Genomic DNA, 17,439 nt, shown 5'->3' on the forward strand with positions numbered 1-17,439 from the left:
TTCACTTAAAAAGGATCTTAATTCGTTCGGTCTTCCTCATTTATCTGAAAAGCATGCTCGATATAGGAGCGCTAGTTTGCACGAAGTTAGGAGCAATTTCTGCAATTCCGACTATAGATGAAGTTTCTGATTCAAAGGAACATAAACCGATGTCATCAAGTTAGGGTTACAAATAGTTACCGTAGTGTATATTATCGTTTTATAAGAATATATATTAATGTTGAAAAAGAAAAAGCGTGAAGGTTTAAAGGAGGTATTTGGAATAGGATGAATAATGATGGTATGATCATGTATCAAGTTCAGCCAGGAGAAACGATTTATTCAATCGCATGGAAATATAATGCCTCGGTTTTTGATATTATGACTTTGAACAGGTTATTATATCCTATTTTAGTTCCAGGTCAACTACTTCAAATACCTATTCGTTTTGTAAAACATGAAAGTCACCCATATCGTACAACAACGAGTTTTCCTGTTTCAAAGACAGAATCTTCATGTGAAGAAACTATATATGATCAATCTATCGATGGTACCTATTGTATATCTTCACCAGATGGAAAAGTTCAAGTTACTTTTATGCTACAGCAAGGTATTCCTTATTATCATGTACGATATTTCGATAAAGATATTATTAATCCTTCCGCACTTGGGCTTACTTTTAAAGATACTGAACCGCTCGATCATAACTTTCGCAGCGTAAATGTTACGTATGGCAGTTTTGATCAAAGTTGGACACAGCCTTGGGGGGAAGTGAAGGAAATTCGTAATCAATATAACGAACTTCGAGTCGCTCTTGAAAAGACCACTGAAACTCGCCTTAGAATGACCATAGCTTTTCGGGTGTATAATTGTGGGCTTGGTTTTCGCTATGAACTGCCTAAGCAAGAGGAACTTATTAATTTTAAACTAATAAACGAGGAAACTGAATTTGCACTTACTGATGATCATCAGGCATGGTGGATTCCAGCATACCAACCAGAACGTTATGAATACCTATATAGAAATACTCCCATTAGCTCTATCTCCAAGTCTTTCCGTGCTGTTCACACACCGTTCACCATGAAAACAGCAGACGGATTATATCTCAGTATTCACGAGGCTGATCTAAATGATTATGCCTCTATGACATTAATGCCTTATCAGAATCATACCCTAAAAGCTGATCTTGTTCCTTGGTCAGACAGTGTAAAAGTAAGAGGATCTTCTCCTTTAACAACCCCTTGGCGTACGATCCAGATTGCAGAAAAACCAGGTGATTTACTGACATGTTATTTGAATTTAAATCTTAACAAACCTAATAAGTTAGGAAATGTTTCGTGGGTAAAACCAGGTAAATATATTGGGATATGGTGGGGTATGCATCTTGGGAAATATACTTGGAGCTCGGGTCCTAAACATGGTGCAACCACTGAAAATGCAAAGAGATATATCGATTTTGCAGCTAAATATGGCATTCCAATGGTGCTCATTGAGGGGTGGAATATAGGTTGGGATGGTGATTGGCTAAAGCATGGAGAACAATTTGATTTTACAACCCCACATGAGGACTTTGATTTAGAAGAAGTAGCATCATATGCAGCGAAAAAAGGCGTAAAAATTATGGGGCATCACGAAACTTCTTCAGTTATTCAAAATTATGAACAGCAAATGGAAGATGCTTTTGCGCTTTATAAAGAATTAGGAATTGATTCTGTAAAAACAGGTTATGTAGGTCAGGATCCCGCGATTGAACGCCGAGATAATCAAGGAAACTTAATAGGGATGGAGTGGCATCATGGACAATATATGGTAAATCATTACAAAAAAGTAATAGAGACTGCAGCCAAATATCAAATCATGTTGAATGTCCATGAACCAATTAAGGATACCGGAGAAAGACGTACTTATCCAAATATGATGACACGTGAGGGGGCACGAGGGCAGGAATATAATGCCGGGAGTCCTGATGGAGGGAATCCACCAGACCACACGACGATCCTTCCATTTACGAGAATGCTTGCGGGTCCTTTTGACTACACACCTGGAATTTTTGATTTATTTTTTGACGAATATAGACCATATAATAGAGTGAAACATACTTTAGCAAAAGAACTAGCTTTATATGTTGTACTCTATAGCCCGTTGCAGATGTTAGCGGATCTCCCTGAAAATTATGAGAAAAACCTTCCAGCATTCAAATTTCTTTTAGATGTACCTGTAGATTGGCAAGATACGAAAGTATTAAATGGAGAAATAGGTGAATATATTACGGTTGCTCGTAAGGATAGAAATAGTGAGGATTGGTATTTAGGCAGCATCACGAATGAAATAGGGCGTATACTTGAGGTACCTCTCACCTTTCTTACCCCATCTAAAAAGTATATGGCTGAAATTTATGCTGATGGTGCTAATGCGGATTGGATCACAAATCCATATTCCCTTCATATTCATCAGTTACTAGTAGATAGCAATACCGTACTAAACATAAGGCTAGCTAACGGTGGTGGTCAAGCGATACGTTTTCAAGGTGTCTGAGACCCACCGAGTGAGAAATGAAAAGCTAAGTTTTAAGAACACCAATTCGGTGTTCTTTTCTTTTGAATCGCATATTGAAACTAGTAACTCAACAGAAGCAACTATTTCAAATGGAAAAAAAGAAGCATTAAAATTGCTCAACTTAAAAGATCCTCCAACGGCTATCTTTGCTTGTAATGTTTTATTGGCAATTGGAGTTATAGAAGCAGCAAGTGAAATGGGACTTCATATTCCAGCGGATTTATCCCACTCTTAAGGGGCAAGTAAGACCCCCACCTCAAAACTTAAGAAAATCGAGAAGTTTAGGTGGGGGATAAACTGCCCCTAAAGGTCCGATATAGAATAACTTTCATCAGCAAATGCTGATGATTAGTTATTCTTATGCCCGTGGTATAAGTTGAACTAACAATCAGTGGGGGATGAAGGAAAACCCCCACTGATTGAAGTTCAGCTTTAACTGTTGTTGGTTTTGATGATACTATACTTTCTAGAATTATTACTCCACGTATGACGACTATTTCACAACCGATTCAAGAAATGGGTAAGAAGGTTTTTGACATGTTACTAGATAAAGATTTTCAAAATCAGAAGGTACTTTTTTTACCAGAATTAGTTGTTAGGAATTCTACAGGAGAAATACGAAATAGATAATTACCCAGATTACCAAACGACCAAGATCTGTAAAGAGGAAAAGGTGCGTTGTGTATAACAGCGCCTCTTTGTCTTTTGTGAAAAAAGAGAGTTACGAAAAAGTAACTCTCAAAATGCATACTGTTGCTTATTTGTCGCCTGGAACAATAAAACCATAGTCTTCCATAATAGGTTTACCAATTGGTCCTTTAATAAAATTAATAAATTCTATTGCTAAATCTACTTCATTTGTGCGATTAATAACGGCGATGGATTGTTCAAGAGGAGCATGAAGAGCATCATCAATTAGATGAAAATTGACTTCACCTTCTTTATAGAGCGATAAAGCGATAATCCCTGCTTCAGCATTTTTTGTTTCAATAAAAGTAAGCGTTTCGGATATATTTCTACCAAAAACAAGTTTATGTTCTACTTGATCCCAGAGACCTGCAGTTTCTAGTGCTTGTTTGGCAGCTAGCCCATAAGGAGCATGTTCAGGATTAGCAATTGCAATCTTTACAACCTCTGGCTTTAACAAATCTTCTAATGTTTCGATTTCGATCGTCGTACTATCTGGTACAGTTGTAACACCAATTCTGCCGAATGCATATGTTGTTTGAGTGTCAGGAATAATTAAGTTTTTTTCGCGTAGGTTGTCCACAAAATCAATGTTTGCTGCCGCAAATATGTCAAATGGTGCACCGTGTTCAATTTGATCGGCTAATTGACCTGTTGATCCAAACGAAAAGGTAATTTTCGAATTTGTTTCTTCCTCAAATAATTTCCCTACTTCCGTGAAGGCTAATGTTAAGTCTGAAGCTGCAGCAACTGTTAACTCACGGACTTCATCATTTATTTCTTCTGATAATTGTTTTTCATTACAACCACTACTAAATAAAACAAGTAGGATGGTAAATGATATAATAAAATAAAAATTTATATTTTTCATTAATAGATTCCCTTCATTTATAATTAGTTATATCTAGTTATAATTATATATATCTAGTTATAATTATATATATCTAGTTAATGCTAGGCAATGGAAGGTGTCATAATATATTACCTTAAATATATCTATTAATCGTTCACGACTAAAAGGAGGTTTTTTAGTTGGAGAAAAAGTCATATACTACTGAAGAGGTTGCCCAAATATTAAAAGTTTCGAAACTAACGATTTATGATTTGGTTAAAAAAGGATTATTGCCGACTTATCGTGTTGGAAGACAGATGAGAATTGATCCTGAAGATTTAGAAGCTTATATTAATCGTTCTAAAAAAGGTGCCTCTACTATTTCTATTAAAGAAAACGAATTTCCAGAAAGCCCAGTTAGTAACGGTAAGGGGCAACGACAAGGATTTAATAATACTAGGCAAATCGTGATTAGTGGTCAAGATTTTAGTTTAGATATTTTAGCGAATCATATTGAAAACTCTTTAAATGGCATTCGACCACTTCGTTCTTATGTAGGAAGTCTCGAAGGATTAATCTCCATGTATCAAGGCTACTCTGATATCGTGAGTACACATCTGATTGAGGCTGAAAGTAGAGAATATAATTTACCGTACATAAATAAAATTTTAGTTAACTTTGAATATGTAGTTATTAACCTTTTATCAAGAAAGGCTGGCTTTTTTGTTCAAAAAGGAAACCCTAAAAAAATAAAAAACTGGCTTGATTTGAAATCCCCAAATATAAAAATAATCAATCGGGAAAAAGGGTCTGGCGCACGGGTTTTAATAGATGAAAGCCTAAAAAAACATCAAATTTCAATTCATGAAGTTAATGGTTATGGATATGAGGAAACAAACCATTTAAGTGTAGCGAGTGCGGTCGCAAAAGGGGTCGCAGATGTTGGTGTCGGAATAGAAAAAACGAGCAACCTTGTTCATGGTGTAGAGTTTATTCCTCTAATTAATGAAAGATACGACTTAGTGATTTTAAAGACTCCTGAAAATAAAGCACTAATTCCACAAATTCAATCAATATTAAATTCAAATAGTTTTAAAAGTGATCTAGACGCATTAGGCGGTTATGATCTGTCAAAAACAGGACAAATCATCTATGAAACGTAGGAATCCCCCTCAAGTTGAGGGGGATTATTACATGATGAATGGTTTTGGCAATTATGATTTGACTCAATTAATAAATTCAACACTTATCACCACTGAAAGAAAAACTTCATCGACATCGTAAGCGTCGTATAAGCTACTACTTTGACAATCTTCGACTTTTGTAATGTAATTTTAATAATACCTACATAATCTCTTCAAATGTTGTTGATAGATTCATCATGTAAAAAATTTATTTAAATAACAGCATTTAAGGAGTGAGTTGTTTTGAAGAAAGTAAGAGCAATAAAAGGGTTTATTTTGACTTCGGTCATTACGGGTGCATTAATGACAAATGCATCGTATAGTGAAGCTGCATTAGGAGACCAAATACTTCGAAAAGGAATGGTTCATTCAGATGTGATTGAATTACAGGAGAAGTTAAATATTAAATCCTACTATAACTATAGTATTGATGGAATTTATGGTCCAATCACAGCTCAGGCAGTTAGGGATTTTCAACGGAATAATAGTCTGATCGTTGATGGGATTGTTGGGCCACAAACAGTTTCCGCACTAAAGGAAAAAAGGATAGATGCTCCCGTAACAATGATAAAGTCAGCAGTTGCTTCAGCAGATTCATCCGTTATACTAAGACAAGGTGACAGAGGGAAGCACGTGTCTGAGTTACAAAAAATGCTACAGGCTCATGGTTACTACAATTATTCAATAGATGGGATTTTTGGGCCGATTACAGAGCAAGCGGTAAGAAACTTTCAACAACAAAAAAATATACAAGTCGATGGAATCGTAGGCGCACAAACGTTTCGTGTTTTAAAAGCTGCTGCATCAAATAATACATCAACTTCTAATAATAGTGAAAAAGGTTCATCGTTTAATATAAATAACTTAATAAATGATGCGAAAAGTTTACTAGGTTCACCTTATGTTTGGGGAGGAACAACTCCTAGTGGATTTGATAGTAGTGGTTTTATTACCTATGTATTTAATAAAAATGGGGTATCATTACCACGTACTCACAGCGAGTATTGGAAGTTAGGTATCGCCGTAAGTCAACCTAAAAAAGGAGACATTGTTTTCTTTGAAACATATAAAACTGGTCCTTCACATGCAGGTATATACCTAGGGGGTGGCGAGTTTATTCATAATAGTTCATCACAAGGGGTTATTATTTCAAGAATGGACAACCCATATTGGAATCCACGTTTTATTGGTGCTAAAAGATATTCATAATATTGTTGTTGAAAAACAGATTCTATACAAAAGGATCTGTTTTTTCATTTGAGCGGGAGAAATTTCTAAGAGTTAAGCAATCAACATATTTTCTTTATATCACCACCATACTTTTCACATAAATTACAGGTATGCTAAAAAATGAGAATTATTTCACTTACAAAATTCTGGGTATAAATTAAGGAGGATGTTTGATGACTGATGTATTAAAACGACCTAAAATTGCTAGAAATATTACGGAGTTAATTGGAAGAACTCCATTGGTACGACTTAACACCATAAGTGATGCTACTGGTGCCGAAGTTCTTGCAAAACTAGAGTATTTCAATCCGTTATCAAGCGTTAAAGACAGAATTGGGGATGCTATGATTCAATCTGCCGAGGTGCAAGGATTGATTACAAAGGAAACTGTAATTATTGAACCAACAAGTGGTAATACAGGGATTGCCTTAGCCTTCGTTTGCGCTGCGAAAGGTTATCGGTGCATTCTTGTTATGCCTGAAACAATGAGTATCGAACGACGAAATCTTCTAAAAGCACTAGGGGCAGAGCTAGTATTAACAGAAGGAGCAAAAGGGATGAAGGGAGCGATTGAAACAGCAGAAAAACTACTTGAAGAAACACCTAATGGTTTTATGCTACAACAATTTAGTAATCCTGCAAATCCACAAATACATCGCGAAACAACAGCAGAAGAAATTTGGTATGACACTGATGGACAGGTAGATATATTTATTAGTGGAATTGGTACTGGTGGAACGATCACAGGTGTGTCAGAAGTGTTAAAAGAAAGAAAACCTTCTATTCGTTCAGTTGCTGTTGAACCATATGATTCTCCTGTTTTATCAGGTGGAACTCCAGGTCCACATAAAATTCAAGGTATCGGAGCGGGGTTTGTTCCTGAAGTGTTAAATGTTTTAATCTTTGATGAAATCATTCAAGTGAAAAACAAAGAAGCATTTCAAGCAGCCCGTAGCCTTGGAAAGGAAGAAGGAATTTTAGTGGGTATTTCTTCTGGAGCAGCGGTTCATGCTGCAACGGTTGTTGCAAAGCGACCTGAAAGCAAAGGGAAGACAATTGTTGTTACTTTACCTGATACTGGTGAAAGATATTTGTCGACCGCATTATTTCAAGAGGAAGAATAAAACTAATTTTTTTTTCAAGAAAAGACCAATTTACTAAGTTGGTCTTTTTTACTTGCGTTCCTAGCAAGCCGTATTGGAGGAATAAGAGATGGAGAAGCAATTCGTAGGGAAGTTGGTGCAGAAATCTTATGGTTACATAATCTAGAAGCTGCAACAAAAGAGGATATCGACAATGGCGAAGACTATTTTAGTTTAATGAGAAAAAATATTGAAACATTAAAAATCGCCTTAAATTAAAAACGAAAAGCAACTTGGGATTCCCAGGTTGCTTTTCGTTTTATGGATTATATCAAAATCTCAGAAGATTTGTAAAAGCTTTATATAGCTTTAGTTAAAGTAAAGAAATAAGCCTAAATTCCGATTAATTTTCTCAATTTTCTTAGGGGAAATTCAGTAATGGTAACCGACAATAAATATTAAAAGTACTGTATTTACTGTTACCAATATATTTATGTTACTTTTGTCGAACTTTCAACAAACTTTCTTCGAATTTTAATGTTAATTTATATTTAATGAATCAAAAGGAGGAATTAGTGTGAAAAAATTAAAAATCGTGTTAATAATTTTGTTTTTAGGAGTACTATTTTCAGCATGTAGTAACCAATCTTCAAATGAGGAAGAAAGTATTGGGGAAACGACAGACATAGAAGAAACAGTTACACCAATAGAAACAGCATCAGATGATATAAAAATATTTACGATTGAAGCAGTAGAAGAGAATTGGCAATATACAACCGATAAAGTGACTAAAGCTTGGATGTATAATGGAATGCTTCCAGGTGAAGAAATTAGAGTAAATGAAGGTGACGAAGTGGAACTCCGCTTTTTAAATTCATTACCAGTATCGACGGCATTACACTTGCACGGATTACCCATTGTAAATGAAATGGATGGAGTTCCAGGAGTTACACAAAACGTTATACAACCAGGAGAAGAGTTTATTTATTCCTTCAAGGCAACTTTACCAGGGACGTATTGGTATCACTCACATGAAAATAGTGCAGAACAATTGTTTAGAGGTATGTACGGGGCAATTGTAGTTGAAGAAAGTACAAATAAAAATCATAAGATTGATCAGGTTGTATTTATTAGTGAATGGTCAGCGATGGTAGAAGAAATGTATGACGAGAGTGAAAAAGATGGTGGGGAGCATGGAAGTACTGGTGGTGCTCATGGTGCTCATGGAAACGGAAATGGCGTTGAATTACCTCACAATGAGATGATGAATGATGTATACAATACGGTTGTTATAAATGGAAAAGCAGGAGCAGATATTAGTGGATTTGTAGTGAAGGAAGGGGAATCTAATCGCTTAAGATTTATTAATTCAGGCTTATATACACAGACAATCGTTATTCCAAATCACGAATTTAAGGTAACACATTATGACGGTCAGCCTGTGAACGAACCAACAGTAATTAAAAATGAAAAACTTTTAATTGCACCTGGAGAAAGATATGATATTGAGATTATTTTAAACAATGCTGGAGCATGGGGCATAGAAATATTTGCTGAAGCAAATAAAGAAAAATTAAATAGTATCCTGCCTCTTGTTTATGAAGGCTATGAAAATGAACGTCTTCAGATTAACAATGAAAAATTGTCTACCTTTGATATGACTAAATATGGACAGAGTCAACAAATTGAAAGAATTAATAGTGTAACAAAGGAATTTGAGATGGTCTTAGCTTCAAATGATGGAGATGAGACATTCACTATTAATGGTAAGAAAGCCCCTGATTTAGAGGTATATGAAGTTAACGAAGGGGATGTAATCAAGATGACTATTACGAATATTAGTGGTGTTGATCACCCGATGCATAGTCATGGACACTTCTTTTATGTGATTTCAAAAAATGGAGTATCCGTTCAAGGTTCACCAATCTTAAAAGATACGTTAAATGTTAGGCCTGGTGAAACGTATGAAATAGTATTGATTGCAGATAATGCTGGAAAATGGTTTTTTCATTGTCATGAGCTTCATCATGCGGAAAGTGGAATGATCTCATTAATTGATTATGCAGGTAACTAATCAATATTGGAATAATAAAAACTTCTACATGACATGTTTCTGTAGGAGTTTTTGTTTTTACTAGTTAAATTTTTGAAATACGTAATTTTTTTAGGAGTTTGAAATTATACAAACTTTCTTTGTTGTTTTTTCAATAATTTATTTTTTAAGCAATAAAAATTTAAATATTTCGTGAATACATAATTTCTTTATAAAATAACCATATTTCTCACAAAACTTGTAGTTATTTTAAAAATTAAGTTTTATTTTTTTATCTAAAACCTACGTTTAAGAAAGAGGAAAGTCATCTTGGTAGAGATTAGAGTATATGGGCATCTGTTTCAGGACTAATAGATATTAGCTAAGAAACATGCAGTGGTAGAAAAAAGATTCGAAGAAAAATGGAGGTAACAAAAGATATGTCAATTAAGCGAAGAAAAATTTCCGTTATTGGTAGTGGATTTACTGGTGCAACAACTGCACTCATGGTAGCTCAAAAAGAACTTGGGGATGTAGTTTTACTAGATATTCCTCAATTGGATGGTCCTACGAAGGGTAAGGCGTTAGATATGTTAGAAGCAAGTCCAGTTTTAGGATTTGATGCAAATATTGTTGGTACTTCAAACTATGAGGACACCACTAGTTCTGACGTAGTTGTGATTACAGCAGGGATTGCTAGAAAACCAGGTATGAGTAGAGATGATCTCGTTAATATCAATTCTGAAATTATGAAAGCTGTTACGAAAGAAGTTGTAAAGTATTCGCCTAACTGCTTAATTTTAGTGTTAACAAATCCAGTAGACGCTATGACTTATATTGTTTCCAAAGAATCAGGGTTTCCAAAGAACCGTGTTATTGGTCAATCAGGAATATTGGACACTGCTCGGTTTCGTACATTTGTTGCTCAGGAATTGAATGTATCGGTTGAAGATGTTATAGGACTTGTTCTAGGTGGCCATGGGGATGATATGGTGCCATTAGTTAGATATTCCTATGCTGGTGGGATACCGATTGAGAACCTATTACCGAAAGATCGCCTAGATGATATTGTTGAACGTACACGTAAAGGTGGTGAAGAGATCGTTAATTTGCTAGGGAACGGAAGTGCCTACTTTGCACCATCTGCTTCAATTACACAAATAGTTGAAGCAATCATAAAGGATAAAAAGCGAATTATTCCTACAATTGCGTACCTTCAGGGTGAATATGGCTATCAGGACCTTTACTTAGGTGTTCCAACAATTATAGGTGGGGACGGTATAGAAAAAATTATTGAGTTAGAATTAACTAATGATGAAAAAGCAGCATTAAAAAAGTCGGTTCAATCTGTATATAGTGATAAAGAGTTTTTAAAATAGAGAAGATATAGGCGATGAGCAAAAGGAGACGTACAATACAAACCAAGAGATAAAGATGAGTTTAGGAGGAGAACCGATGCTAGCTTATGATGTAGTAGTAGTTGGAGCAGGTGGAGCTGGAATGATGGCAGCACTTTCTGCGAGTGAAGATAAAAGTTTAAAAGTTGCATGTATATCTAAAGTATTTCCGACAAGGTCACATACCGGTGCAGCTCAGGGTGGAATTAATGCAGCGATGGGGTACCGTGATTCAACGGACTCTCCTGAAAAGCATTTTATGGATACAGTAAAAGGGAGCGACTTTTTAGCTGACCAAGATGCAGTTGAATTTTTCACTTCAAAAATGCCAGAAATTATTTCTGAATTAGATTATTATGGTGTACCTTTCTCACGAGATGGAAATGGTAACATCGCACAACGTCCATTCGGTGGTGCATCAAGCCCTAGAACTTGTTATTCGGCAGATAAAACAGGGCATGTCATTCTTCATTCGATTTATGAACAGTGTTTAAAAAATGAAGTAGAGTTTTTTGATGAGTGGTTAATTCTTTCTTTAACTGTGGAAGAAGGAAACTGTACTGGATTAGTAGTGATGGACCTAAAAACGGGTGATATTGTTCCGATGAAAGCAAAAACAGTCGTCATTGCTACTGGTGGTTTTGGAAGAGTTTACTGGAATAGAACGACAAATGCGATCAATATGACAGGTGATGGTACAGCGGCTTGTTTTAACGCGGGAATTCCATTAAAAGATCCTGAGTTTGTACAGTTCCACCCAACAGGATTAGCTTCTACAGGAATCTTATTATCTGAAGCCTGTCGCGGTGAAGGTGGATATCTATTAAATAAAGATGGCGAACGCTTTATGGCTAGATACGCACCAGAAAAAATGGAATTAGGACCACGTGACTTAGTTTCTAGAACAATCGAAACAGAGATCAAAGAAGGCCGTGGTTTCGGTGAAGGAATGAATGCCTATGTGTTAATGGATTTAAGACACCTAGGTAAAAAGAAAATTATGGAGCGTCTACCACAGGTACGTGAGCTGGCGATGGAGTTTGAAGGAATCGATATGCTAGAAGCACCTGTACCAATTCGACCAAGCTGTCACTATATGATGGGTGGTATTCATGTAGTAGATCCACAAACTCTAAGCACAACGATTGATGGCGTACATGCTGCTGGTGAATGTGCTTGTGTATCGCTTCATGGTGCCAATCGTTTAGGTGGAAATTCAGTAGCAGATGTTGTGTTATTTGGAAAATATGTAGGGATTGGTGCGAAAGAATCAGCTCACCGTCGCTCATTTGGTTCAGAAGTTAAACTAGAACAAGAAACAGAAACATGGAAAGAGAAATTTAAAATGATTCGTAATAAAAAGAGCGGATCAAATATTGTTGAGATTCGAAATAAAATGGCTCAAACGATGTGGGATAATGTTGGAATCTTCCGTGAAGAAAGCGAAATGAAACAAGCTTTAGCGGATATTGAACACTTGCTCGTTGATTATCAAGATACGTATATCGGTGACCCGGCAGTTCGTTATAATATGGCATTTGTAAACTATGTTGAGATTGGCAACTGTTTAACGTTAGCAAAAGCCATCGTAATGGCTGCGCTCAATCGAAAAGAGAGTAGAGGCTCGCACACGAGAAAAGATTTCCCGACGCGTGATGATGCGAACTTCTTAGCACACACACTTGTTCATAAAAAGGGAGATCAGTATGAACTAGAATATATCCCTGTTAAGATTACAAAGTATAAACCAGAGGAGCGAAAATACTAATGGAAAAATTTATTTTTAGAATTCATCGCTATGACGGGACAACCAAGTGGGTTCAAGAATATCAATTCCCTTATGAAAAAAATAAAACTGTCCTTTGGGCATTAACAAAAATTAAAGATGAAATGGATCCGACATTAAACTTTACTTCTGCCTGTCGTCACGCTATTTGTGGGAGCTGTGGAGTAAGAATTAACGACTAGATGAAATCATCGAAACGTTCGAAACAAATGTTTTAACATTTGAACCGTTACAAAATTATGAAGTAATTAGAGATTTAGTTATTGATTGGAAGCCAAAAGTGGAGAAGCTTAAGCTTGTTAAGCCATGGTTAATCCCTTCTGAGGACGGAAGTGTAGAGAAAGGCTTTAAGCAAAGTGAAGCAGAATTTGCGAAAATTGCTTCACCAACTGACTGTATTCTTTGTGGAGTATGTACATCAGAGTGTGGACAGCTAAATGTAAATGATGGTGGGTATCTTGATCCGTTCGTTTTAAATAAAGCATACCGTTTTGCTGTTGATTCAAGAGATGCTGATCCATTGCAACGTATTCAGCCAGTGCTAGAAAATGAATTATGGAAATGTATTCACTGTATGCAGTGTGTAACGAACTGTCCAAAAGGTATTCCGTTAACAGACCAAATTGCCTACTTACGAAAAGTTTCGATGAAAATGGGTGCTAAAGATAACCAAGGTGCTCGCCATGCTTATGCATTCTATGATGATGTTCACAAGACTGGTAGATTAAATGAAATGATGTTACCAATTAAGACCGATGGAATGGTGAAAACAATTGGAAAACGAGTTCCGATGGCTACACGAATGATCTTAAAAGGAAAAATTAATCCACTACACATGCCAAAGAAAGTAAAAGGTATAGAGGGAATAAGAAAAATTTATCAATATGCCCAGGAGGTGAGCAAATAATGAGATACGGATTTTTTCCAGGTTGTACATTAGAATCTGCTGCTGGAGAATTAATGATTTCTACAAAAAAGGTAGCAAGTGCTTTAGGTATCGAACTCATTGAGCTTGAGGGGTGGACTTGTTGCGGTGCGAGTCACATTCAAGATGTTGATGACTTTTTAGCAACGAGCGTTAATGCTAGAAACTTAGCGTTAGCCGAAGAATTAAATGCTCCATTAATGACTGTTTGTAACACCTGTACGTTAATGCTTCGAACAGCAAAAAAAGATTTAGATGAAGACCAAGAATTAAAGGAAAAAGTAAACACGGGTTTACAACAATCTGGTTTAGAGTATAAAGGTACGAGCGAAGTAACTCATTTACTTTGGGCAATTATTCAAGACTATGGAATTGAAAATTTAAAGAAGCTAGTAAAAAGGCCACTAAAAGGTTTAAAAGTAGCTAACTTTTATGGGTGTCATATTGTAAGACCACCTCAAATCATGGGGTTTGAAAATCATAGAAATCCACGTTCAATGGAAATCGTTGCAGAAGCATTAGGTGCTGAATGTGTTGATTTTGATCAAAGATTAGCTTGTTGCGGATTCCATGCTGTTTTTCCAGCAGAGAAAGAAGTGTTAAAACTAACGGCGATCAATTGTATATCCCCTAAGATGGCAGGCGCTCATTGTATCGTTACACCATGTCCATTATGTCAAATGCAATTAGATATGTATCAACCAGATGCACAAAAAGGGTACAGTGAAGATATTGAAATGCCAATTTTACACTTACCACAGTTAATTGGTTTAGCATTAGGATTTAGTCCAGAAGAGCTTGCAATTAACCGTCATATTGTTGATGCAGTACCGTTTTTAAAAGAGAGTTTAGGAGTTTAATATTTTTAAGGGAGTAGCTTTATATGAAATACGTGCTTAAAAGACATGAGAAAAAAGCGAAACTTGTAGGAATGGCCAATTCAAACCAACTTTGGCTGCAAAATATGAGAGAAGAGTGGATCCATGATATCTATGAAGAAAGTGATATTCACTACGGTATGATTTATTCTATTCATAAATCTTTCCACCGTCTATCAACGTCGATTACTGGTTTCTTTCAAGATGAAGACACGCAAAAATGGATTTATGTTGAAAATGGTGTAGCTTATAAAGAGGCACCAGAAAACAGTGACAAACCATATGGTTGGGAAGACGATTTGCAAAAGTTAATGGTTAAGGAAATTGAGTATAATAAACAAATGTAGTAGATTAAATATTTAAATTAAAAAACACCTAATAAACTTTTTGTTTATTAGGTGTTTTTTATAAATAAAATATTAACTTTCACTGTTGTTTACCCTGTAAATAAGATTGATGTAGGTTAATTCACTTTCGTGGGTGTCTGACACCGAAAATGGACAAATCGTTAAAATGTCCGTGTGGGGTGGACGTAACTAGTTATTATGATGATTTAATCTCTAGTAAGTCAGCATCAAACGTAATACCAGCATCTTTTCTAGCGGCTTCCAGAACTTGAATAACTGAATGACTGTAATCAAGTAATTCGTAACACTTCTTTAAATCTTTTGATTGATAAATCTTGTTAAAAGCAAGCATTTCATAATACAATGCGTTCATTTCTGTTTGTGCATTTAATTCTACTTCTTTATCTTCTAAATGAAGGATGACTTTTCTACAACCGTTTGCCCCATGTTCAACATGAAGGTATCCTTTTTCTCCTTGGATAAGAACAAAGTTCAGACTATTCGTATCTTTGCACCCAACACATTCGCCAATAAAATTCGGATATTCTAATAATAAAATTCCGGAAGTATCAATTCCGTTTGGATGTTTGTTTGCTTTATATTGGACTGTTTGAGGTGTCCCAAACAAATTCATGACAAAGTGTAGGTTATAAATATTAATATCTGTTAGAGCGCCACCTGAAAATTTAGGATTGAAAACATTTGGAGTTTCTCCACGCAGAAGGGCGTTGTATTTACTCGAATACTGACTATAATTACATTGGATAAATTTAATTTGTCCAAGTTTATTGATGTTTTCTTTTATTAATTGATAGTTTGGCAGGTGGATCGTTGTGATAGCTTCAAATAACAGTAAATTTTTTTGTTTAGCAAGAGATATTAAACTCTCAAGTTCCTGTACAGTTGAAGTAAATGGCTTTTCACATATTACATTTTTCCCGTTTTGAAGTGCTTGATATGCTTGATCATAATGTAAGCTATTTGGCGATGCGATATAAACAAAGTTAACATTCGGATCAGCATACAGCTTATCTAAATCAGTATAAATCGTTTGTACATTGAATTTTTCAGCAAGTGGCTTAGCTGTTTCTTCTTTTCTAGAATATATCGCTTCACACGTAGCTTCCTCGATTTCGTTTAAGGCTGATAAAAACTTATCTACGATAGGTCCTGTTCCAATTGTTGCAATCTTCATTTCAAACACTCCAATCGACATATTATTTTAACTTCTATTTTATAAAGTGTATGTAGTCTTGGTTCTTCTGATTATTATACAATTTTTTCCGAATATATCCCAACCATAGCATCTAATTTTATGTAATTGTATGAATAAGTGGTTAATATGAGTATGTAAAATTATGAATGTTTATGTAGAAAATACCTATTTTCTATTGTAAAATGAATAGTAAAAATGACCCGGGTCAAAAGGAGATTGGATGAAAGCGTACATTAAAGAAAAAATGGACCGTTTAATAATTGATACTTTTATAAATGATGATATTCAAACGATCGTACTTGAATTTGTTCATGACCAAACAATTAGTAGAGATCTATTTTTTGGTGAACTTACAATCCTCCACTATGAAATGTTCAATGGAAAAAATATTGATATTTATTCAGCAGCAGCGGCAGTAGAAATACTAATTTTAGCTGCTGATATTTTGGATGATTTACAAGATATTGATAATCATTCTGCACCTTGGCAGAAATATGAAAGTTCAATCGTTCTTAATATAACAACAGGACTACTTTTATTAAGTAAAAAAATACTTGATGATTTGAATTGTTCAAACAGAAATTTGCTTGATAATATTTATTATTCAACTATCTTTCAAGCGATTACTGGACAACATATGGATTTACATAACTCTATTAATAGCGAAAAACAATATCTAGCTTTAATTGAAAAAAAATCAGGATCTTTAACAGCCCTTGCTTGTCTAGTTGGTGCAGTATTAGCTAATAGTAGTGCACTTGAGGAAGTAAGAAGCTATAGCAAAAAGATAGGGATGATTGCTCAAATTAATAACGATATAAAATCAATTTATAACTTCGATAAAAAAAGCGATATCTTTTTAAAAAAGAAAACATTACCAATTCTTTATATGCTTTCTTTAAGAGATAACATAGTATCAGAGTATTATACAAGTAAAAAGACCTATCAAGAGCTATTAATGATTAAAGAAGAAGTAATAAAGCAAATGTGCGATAGAGGTGCATTTCATTATGCTAGTGTCTTTATAGAGTTAAATAAGCAAGAGGCACTCGCGATTATCCGTAGTCTGAACATCTCTAATTTTTATGAAAAGAAATTAGAACTTTATACATGAATAAACAAATGAATATTGGGAGGGTTTATTATGCAAGAAATCATTCAGTTTTTAATTAAAAATCCAGATGTGTTAGAGAGAGTGAAAAATGGTTTAGCGAGTTTGGTTGGAGTAAGTTATGAAGAAGTGGCAGCGATATTGAATGTTTTTACTAATAGTGGAATTACCAGGGTGGAGCTTTGGAGGTGATTTTA

16 protein-coding genes and 1 pseudogene are annotated in these 17,439 nt (G+C 35.1%); 15 read left to right on the top strand and 2 right to left on the bottom strand.

The annotated features are described in order from the left end of the window. Positions 1-267 precede the first annotated feature (267 nt). The 3 genes and pseudogenes from BKP45_RS10530 to BKP45_RS23555 form a co-directional block, all read left to right on the top strand. On the top strand, positions 268-2,514 hold the full coding sequence (locus BKP45_RS10530; protein ID WP_084787828.1) for a glycoside hydrolase family 97 catalytic domain-containing protein: 2,247 nt from the start codon (positions 268-270) through the stop codon (positions 2,512-2,514). 10 nt (positions 2,515-2,524) lie between these two features. Beyond that, complete coding sequence (locus tag BKP45_RS10535; RefSeq protein WP_071389653.1) at positions 2,525-2,770, top strand: substrate-binding domain-containing protein; 246 nt, start codon at positions 2,525-2,527, stop codon at positions 2,768-2,770. A 209-nt stretch (positions 2,771-2,979) separates the two neighbouring features. After that, positions 2,980-3,165, top strand: a pseudogene (locus BKP45_RS23555) (substrate-binding domain-containing protein); the annotation flags it as partial. 127 nt (positions 3,166-3,292) lie between these two features. Here BKP45_RS23555 and modA read toward each other — a convergent pair. Further along, entirely contained in the window at positions 3,293-4,093 is an 801-nt protein-coding gene (modA, locus tag BKP45_RS10540; RefSeq protein ID WP_071389654.1) for a molybdate ABC transporter substrate-binding protein, read from the bottom strand. A 161-nt stretch (positions 4,094-4,254) separates the two neighbouring features. Between modA and BKP45_RS10545 the strand changes: the two genes are divergently transcribed. From BKP45_RS10545 to BKP45_RS10585, 10 genes are all read left to right on the top strand, one after another. Next, on the top strand, positions 4,255-5,217 hold the full coding sequence (locus BKP45_RS10545) for a substrate-binding domain-containing protein (protein WP_071389655.1): 963 nt from the start codon (positions 4,255-4,257) through the stop codon (positions 5,215-5,217). 264 nt (positions 5,218-5,481) lie between these two features. Beyond that, positions 5,482-6,447, top strand: a complete 966-nt coding sequence (locus tag BKP45_RS10550; RefSeq protein WP_245747431.1) for a C40 family peptidase — start codon at positions 5,482-5,484, stop codon at positions 6,445-6,447. 194 nt (positions 6,448-6,641) lie between these two features. Beyond that, positions 6,642-7,592 carry a cysteine synthase A gene (gene cysK, locus BKP45_RS10555; RefSeq protein WP_071389656.1) on the top strand — a complete coding sequence of 317 codons (951 nt, stop codon included), beginning with the start codon at positions 6,642-6,644 and terminating at the stop codon, positions 7,590-7,592. 535 nt (positions 7,593-8,127) lie between these two features. Further along, positions 8,128-9,624 (top strand): multicopper oxidase family protein, encoded by a 1,497-nt coding sequence (locus BKP45_RS10560; protein WP_071389657.1) that lies wholly within the window; start codon positions 8,128-8,130, stop codon positions 9,622-9,624. A 398-nt stretch (positions 9,625-10,022) separates the two neighbouring features. Further along, a complete protein-coding gene (gene mdh, locus BKP45_RS10565) occupies positions 10,023-10,961 on the top strand; it encodes a malate dehydrogenase (protein WP_071389658.1) in 939 nt (312 codons plus the stop codon). Between the two features lie 76 nt (positions 10,962-11,037). Continuing rightward, positions 11,038-12,747, top strand: a complete 1,710-nt coding sequence (locus BKP45_RS10570) for an FAD-binding protein (RefSeq protein WP_071389659.1) — start codon at positions 11,038-11,040, stop codon at positions 12,745-12,747. Beyond that, entirely contained in the window at positions 12,747-12,947 is a 201-nt protein-coding gene (locus BKP45_RS22990; RefSeq protein WP_245747433.1) for a 2Fe-2S iron-sulfur cluster-binding protein, read from the top strand. The genes BKP45_RS10570 and BKP45_RS22990 overlap by 1 nt, the downstream gene beginning before the upstream one ends. Positions 12,948-13,027: 80 nt before the next feature. Continuing rightward, complete coding sequence (locus BKP45_RS10575; protein ID WP_245747463.1) at positions 13,028-13,672, top strand: 4Fe-4S dicluster domain-containing protein; 645 nt, start codon at positions 13,028-13,030, stop codon at positions 13,670-13,672. Beyond that, a complete protein-coding gene (locus BKP45_RS10580) occupies positions 13,672-14,550 on the top strand; it encodes a CoB--CoM heterodisulfide reductase iron-sulfur subunit B family protein (RefSeq protein ID WP_071389660.1) in 879 nt (292 codons plus the stop codon). Before BKP45_RS10575 ends, BKP45_RS10580 begins: the two co-directional genes overlap by 1 nt. 23 nt (positions 14,551-14,573) lie before the next feature. Then, a complete protein-coding gene (locus BKP45_RS10585) occupies positions 14,574-14,915 on the top strand; it encodes a hypothetical protein (protein WP_071389661.1) in 342 nt (113 codons plus the stop codon). A 196-nt stretch (positions 14,916-15,111) separates the two neighbouring features. Here BKP45_RS10585 and BKP45_RS10590 read toward each other — a convergent pair whose 3' ends face one another. Then, positions 15,112-16,110: a Gfo/Idh/MocA family protein gene (locus tag BKP45_RS10590; RefSeq protein WP_071389662.1), complete on the bottom strand. Its 999-nt coding sequence runs from the start codon at positions 16,108-16,110 to the stop codon at positions 15,112-15,114. A gap of 241 nt (positions 16,111-16,351) precedes the next feature. Here BKP45_RS10590 and BKP45_RS10595 point away from each other — a divergent pair, with 241 nt between their 5' ends. Further along, on the top strand, positions 16,352-17,245 hold the full coding sequence (locus tag BKP45_RS10595; RefSeq protein WP_071389663.1) for a polyprenyl synthetase family protein: 894 nt from the start codon (positions 16,352-16,354) through the stop codon (positions 17,243-17,245). Positions 17,246-17,275: 30 nt separating this feature from the next. Next, entirely contained in the window at positions 17,276-17,434 is a 159-nt protein-coding gene (comX, locus tag BKP45_RS21590) for a competence pheromone ComX (RefSeq protein WP_084787834.1), read from the top strand. The last annotated feature ends 5 nt before the right edge of the window (positions 17,435-17,439 follow it).

The sequence above is a fragment of the Anaerobacillus alkalidiazotrophicus genome (assembly GCF_001866055.1).

Excerpts from the sequence above, each read along its gene's own strand:
- cysK (WP_071389656.1), top strand. The coding sequence starts at position 6,642 with ATGACTGATGTATTAAAACGACCTAAAATTGCTAGAAATATTACGGAG.
- modA (WP_071389654.1), bottom strand. The coding sequence starts at position 4,093 with ATGAAAAATATAAATTTTTATTTTATTATATCATTTACCATCCTACTT.
- BKP45_RS10595 (WP_071389663.1), top strand. The coding sequence starts at position 16,352 with ATGAAAGCGTACATTAAAGAAAAAATGGACCGTTTAATAATTGATACT.
- BKP45_RS10530 (WP_084787828.1), top strand. The coding sequence starts at position 268 with ATGAATAATGATGGTATGATCATGTATCAAGTTCAGCCAGGAGAAACG.
- comX (WP_084787834.1), top strand. The coding sequence starts at position 17,276 with ATGCAAGAAATCATTCAGTTTTTAATTAAAAATCCAGATGTGTTAGAG.
- BKP45_RS10590 (WP_071389662.1), bottom strand. The coding sequence starts at position 16,110 with ATGAAGATTGCAACAATTGGAACAGGACCTATCGTAGATAAGTTTTTA.
- BKP45_RS10570 (WP_071389659.1), top strand. The coding sequence starts at position 11,038 with ATGCTAGCTTATGATGTAGTAGTAGTTGGAGCAGGTGGAGCTGGAATG.
- BKP45_RS10585 (WP_071389661.1), top strand. The coding sequence starts at position 14,574 with ATGAAATACGTGCTTAAAAGACATGAGAAAAAAGCGAAACTTGTAGGA.
- BKP45_RS10580 (WP_071389660.1), top strand. The coding sequence starts at position 13,672 with ATGAGATACGGATTTTTTCCAGGTTGTACATTAGAATCTGCTGCTGGA.
- mdh (WP_071389658.1), top strand. The coding sequence starts at position 10,023 with ATGTCAATTAAGCGAAGAAAAATTTCCGTTATTGGTAGTGGATTTACT.
- BKP45_RS22990 (WP_245747433.1), top strand. The coding sequence starts at position 12,747 with ATGGAAAAATTTATTTTTAGAATTCATCGCTATGACGGGACAACCAAG.